At 56.6% G+C, this 4633-nt stretch carries 7 protein-coding genes; all 7 read left to right on the plus strand.

The features are described from left to right. The first annotated feature begins 504 nt into the window (after nt 1–504). Nucleotides 505–720: a GDCCVxC domain-containing (seleno)protein gene (locus AC221Y_RS20455; RefSeq protein ID WP_486708221.1), complete on the plus strand. Its 216-nt coding sequence runs from the start codon at nt 505–507 to the stop codon at nt 718–720. A gap of 154 nt (nt 721–874) precedes the next feature. After that, complete coding sequence (locus AC221Y_RS20460; protein WP_486708222.1) at nt 875–1423, plus strand: HdeD family acid-resistance protein; 549 nt, start codon at nt 875–877, stop codon at nt 1421–1423. Nucleotides 1424–1525: 102 nt separating this feature from the next. Next, nucleotides 1526–1873, plus strand: coding sequence for a hypothetical protein (locus tag AC221Y_RS20465; protein WP_486708223.1), 348 nt, complete (start codon nt 1526–1528; stop codon nt 1871–1873). A 248-nt stretch (nt 1874–2121) separates the two neighbouring features. Then, complete coding sequence (locus AC221Y_RS20470) at nt 2122–2532, plus strand: hypothetical protein (protein WP_486708224.1); 411 nt, start codon at nt 2122–2124, stop codon at nt 2530–2532. A 40-nt stretch (nt 2533–2572) separates the two neighbouring features. Continuing rightward, nucleotides 2573–2710 carry a hypothetical protein gene (locus AC221Y_RS20475; RefSeq protein ID WP_486708225.1) on the plus strand — a complete coding sequence of 46 codons (138 nt, stop codon included), beginning with the start codon at nt 2573–2575 and terminating at the stop codon, nt 2708–2710. 123 nt (nt 2711–2833) lie between these two features. After that, a complete protein-coding gene (locus AC221Y_RS20480; RefSeq protein ID WP_486708226.1) occupies nt 2834–3328 on the plus strand; it encodes a lactoylglutathione lyase family protein in 495 nt (164 codons plus the stop codon). Nucleotides 3329–3999: 671 nt separating this feature from the next. Next, nucleotides 4000–4633 (plus strand): mannose-1-phosphate guanylyltransferase (locus AC221Y_RS20485; protein ID WP_486708227.1); only part of this gene is annotated, 634 nt, incomplete at its 3' end.

Genomic DNA, 4633 nt, shown 5'->3' on the forward strand with positions numbered 1-4633 from the left:
CCGCTTGGGTCGGCACGGTGGCTTTGGTCACAATGGTGCTGCTGACCATCTGATTGCGCCCACTCCGCGCATCTGGTGTAAGGAAACCAAGCACCCCCATCTCAAAACCGTGATTAAGCGTGTTGGCCGGTTGGCTGCAATCCACGCTTGAGAGGTGTTATTCTGCGGCCAGAAGTGATGGTTTCCCTCCCATCACTAAGGTTCCCCCAATAAGGAACCCGAAACTCCGGCTCTCCCCCCGTGTCCGGGGCTTCTTCTTGTTCAGCCAAAGAAAAAGCCCGATCCCCCGGACCAGGCTTCTCCCCTAGCTGACGCTAGTTTCCCTCGAAAGATTAGCGGCGCTTCGAGCCCAGTAACACTCATGAGCATGGCAATTGTCGGGCACCGACCCAAGTTAGCCTCGGGCTACCTCTCCTTGGCGCATAACTCGGTAGTGTCTCAGTTTGAAATCTAAGGCTTGACGCCCTATCGAATCTGGGCCTCGGCTCCTATATGCTTGGCGGTATGCAGGATACGAAGACGGTACGAGAATCGGTGATCACCTGCCCCCTATGTGGGCATCAGGCTCGTGAGATAATGCCAACTGATTGCTGTGTGGTCGTCTATGACTGCAAGGACTGCGGCGGCCGCCTGACCCCCTCGGAGGGCGATTGTTGCGTATTTTGCTCCTATGGCTCTGTCCCTTGCCCTCCAATCCAGTTAGAGCGGCAACACGCCTGAAGACCAAAAGCGCCCCAAGAGACCCCCCGACGCTGATGCGATCCGGTAGGCCCGGCCTGTCTCTTCCAGCTCAGGCCGGGCCTTTCGCCTGCTATAAACTTCTGTGAACTGATATTCTGGCGCGGAAGACAACAGCCAAAAACGGGAGGGTTCTATGGCATCGGAACAAGCAGCAATGCAGGCATCAATCTCCGAAAACAAGGGTTGGTTCTACTTTCTAGGCGTCTTGCTCATCATTCTTGGCATCGCCGCAGTCGCATTTCCCTTTGTTACGACTATTGCGGCGAAGGTTTTTCTCGGTTGGCTTTTTCTGATTGCTGGAGTTCTCCAGATTGTCCATGCGTTCTCAACCCGCACATGGAGTGAGTTCTTTCTCGACCTTCTGATCGGCCTTCTCTATGTGGTCGCGGGTGGCTGGCTAGCGTTCTTCCCACTTACTGGGATCGTAACGCTCACGTTGTTGCTTGCCATAATGTTCATCATCCACGGCGTTCTTGAGGGCATGATTTCTTTTCGTATACGCCCGCTGCCGGGATGGATTTGGATGCTACTGGCTGGCGTTGTCGCCGTGGTTGTCGGCGTGCTTCTCATCTTGAAGCTGCCCAGTTCCGCCACTTGGGCAATCGGCCTTCTCGTCGGCATCAACTTGATAATGTCAGGGGTTGCGTTCCTAATCTTGCCGATGGCGGCGGCAAAGTCATAGCACCAAGCTGATCGCTGTCGGCAGGCCCGGTCTGATGCGAAGGCAGGCCGGGCCTTCTCCATTATGGTTGGTGGAGGCATACTCCTGCCGGGAGCACACATCATGGCTGCTGAAGAAGAAGTGGGAGAGGACGTTGGCATCGTCGCGCTTGACGTGGAACTCAAATGCTTGGACGCGAGCCGGTACATCGAGGCCTTTGCCGACCCAAGACAGCGACAGGATGCTCTTGAGCAGTATGCTGAACTTGTCAGTGACGCAGTGAAGGAAGCATATGCGATTGAGCAAGACGAAGATCGCGACGCCGCTATTCGCTATATCATCGGCGTGATTTGCGAGGCAAAAGACTTCAACACCGCCGACAAATTGCTCGCGAAAGTTGCCCTTGAAGACAATCGCCAGAAGGCAGCGGGAGCAATCTCAGCGGCGCGACTTCAAGCAATGAACCAATGAGCGGAACGCGAAGAAAGGTGGCGTTCGGCGTGGGATTGCTCGCATGCCTCACTCTAGTTTGGTTCGCGGCTTATCTGACCGGGCAAAGCATATCCATCGGGCGCAGCGGCCTGAACTGCCTCTACCTGCACGCAACAGGCGTTGCCGCCGTTCAGCGCAGCAGCGTCTGCCCGCTGCTCTTGGACTTAGATGAGCAGTAGACAACATGAGCAAATACAGAAACTGTTGCCCTGCCTAGGAGGCTGACGATGATTGAGAACCTAACAGTTACGCAGCTATTGGCGGTCTTTGTTGGCTTGTACCTAGTGGCTGCGGGGATTGGCTTTCTATCGGAACGAGACAGCTACTCCAAATTGTTGGACGAGTTTCGAGACAACACGGCACTTGGCTTTGTCACAGGTGCATTCGTGCTCACGCTCGGCGCGGCGATGGTCGCTATTCACAATCTCTGGACCAGCCCGCTCGCCATCATCGTCTCGGTGATTGCTTGGTGGACGCTTATCAAGGGCTTTTGTCTATTGGCGCTCCGAAACCAGTCCCTCGCGCTGGCAAACAGCGCCTCCTTCAAGAACAGCGTGCTGCTTGGCGCAGGCGTCACTATCTTTGGCGCTGCGCTTCTATGCGCCGGTCTGGTTGGCGTGGGACTAAATCCAAACTAGCCTTAATGATGCGGGGGGAAGCCATTTGAGGGAGGCTTCCATGACTGACGATGCCGACGCTAAGGCGCGCGCTACTGCGTACGGATTGATCCAGGGCTACATTGGCCCCTATCACAAAGTTCTCGACATGAAGGCGTTTTACTCGGCGCTCGTGCAGGCGCTTAGGGGCGCCAGATAGCTGTGAATGTTGCTAAGCTGCCGGGGCTGTTGGCCGCAAAGTAAACATTGGCCACCCCAACCTTGGCGCATAACCCCAGGCTGCTAAGCTGAGGGCGCGGGGGAAAGCACAGAGGGAATGACCATGACAACCTATCCTAGGACCTTTTCCCATATCGGAATTTCCGTGCCGGACGTTGAGAAGGCCGTCAAGTTCTACAGCACTGTTATGGGCTGGTATCAAATCATGTCGCCTACGGAGATACGGGAGGAAAGCGACAGCGCCATCGGCAAGATGTGCATCGACGTGTTTGGAAGCGGCTGGGGTTCATTCCGGATTGCACATATGTCGACAGGTGACAGGATCGGTATTGAGATTTTCGAGTTCCCGAACAACGAAAGCGCGAAGAACTTCGAGTACTGGAAAACGGGAACCTTTCACTTCTGCATACAGGACCCGGACATCGAAGGCCTAGTCAAGAAAGTCACAGAGCATGGGGGCAAGCAGCGTATGCCGATACGCGAGTACTACCCTGGGGAAAAGCCCTACCGGATGTGTTACGTCGAAGACCCGTTCGGCCTGATATTTGAGGTCTACTCACACAGTTATGAACTTACGTACTCACAGGGCGCATACTGAAACTACGCCAACCCGTGAAGGAAGATGCCGCGCCGCTTAACGCAGCCTTCGCGGGGAAAAACATAGGGAGAGAAATATACATGGCCACGAAATCGAATGCGAATGCCATTATGCAGTGCTCATTCCTGAGCGCATTTGCGAACGACGGAACGATTGACGCTGGTGAACTCGCCATGTTGGGCCGGCCCGTAAATTGTCCGTGGCTTAGAAAATGACATCGCCCGGCGCGGTAATTTTTAGGGCCGAGCGTGACCAGGGCTTCAATCTGCTGATCCGGATATGACAACAGAGGATAGGTTCTCTGCTGAGGCGCCGATGTTGCGCTGATCGAGCGGACAACACCCGTTTTGGAGCGGGCCCTTGAACCCTTCCCAATTCCGGTACGCACACTCGATGCACTGCATCTTGCTTCGATAGCGTTCCTCCTAGAGCGCGGTCAGACGATCGAGCTCGCGAGCTATGATGACCGCCTCCTCGCCGCAGCAAAAGCGCTCGGTGTTCCAATTGCGGCGCTCTGAACCGAAAAGAAGAAGCCCGCCAATTGAGGGGCCGCGCCCATAGGGTTAACCCATCGGTAGTTGGCCCGATCCGTGCTAAGTTTCATGGCGGGATCCTGTCCGCGAGAAATGCAGATTCGAGGCCTTTCGCTGAAAAAAACGGGTGTTGGGACAATGAGCCGTATCTATCCAGTACTTCTCTCCGGCGGGACCGGGTCCAGGCTGTGGCCCGTTTCGCGCGCTCAGATGCCCAAGCAGCTCATGCCGCTTCTGTCGGACCGGTCGCCGCTGCCAGAGACAGCGGCGCGGCTCGCCGGCATGGCGGACATCGCCCCACCGCTGGTGATCGCCAATGCGGACCATCGCTTTTTGATTGCCGCCCAGTTGCAGGAGCTCGGCATCACGCCGACGGCGCTCGTGCTCGAGCCGATCGGCCGTAACACGGCCGCCGCCGCCGCAGTCGCCGCAAAGATTATCGGCGATCTCGACGCGGAGGGTATTCTGATGCTCCTCCCCGCTGATCATCACATCCCCGACGCCGAAGGCTTCAGGCAAGCTGCGTTGCAAAGCGCATCCTATGCGGAGCGCGGGCACATCGTCACGTTCGGGATCACGCCGCGCTCCTCCGAGACAGGCTATGGCTACATCAAGCGCGGCGCCGCACTTGGTGACGATGCGTTCGCCGTCACGCAGTTCTGCGAGAAGCCTAATTTTGCAACGGCGCAGTCCTTCCTCGCCGACGGCGGTTACGACTGGAACAGTGGAATCTTTATGGCGCGCGCGGATGTGCTGACCGATGAAATGAAGG

It is taken from the genome of Boseongicola sp., from assembly GCF_057460485.1.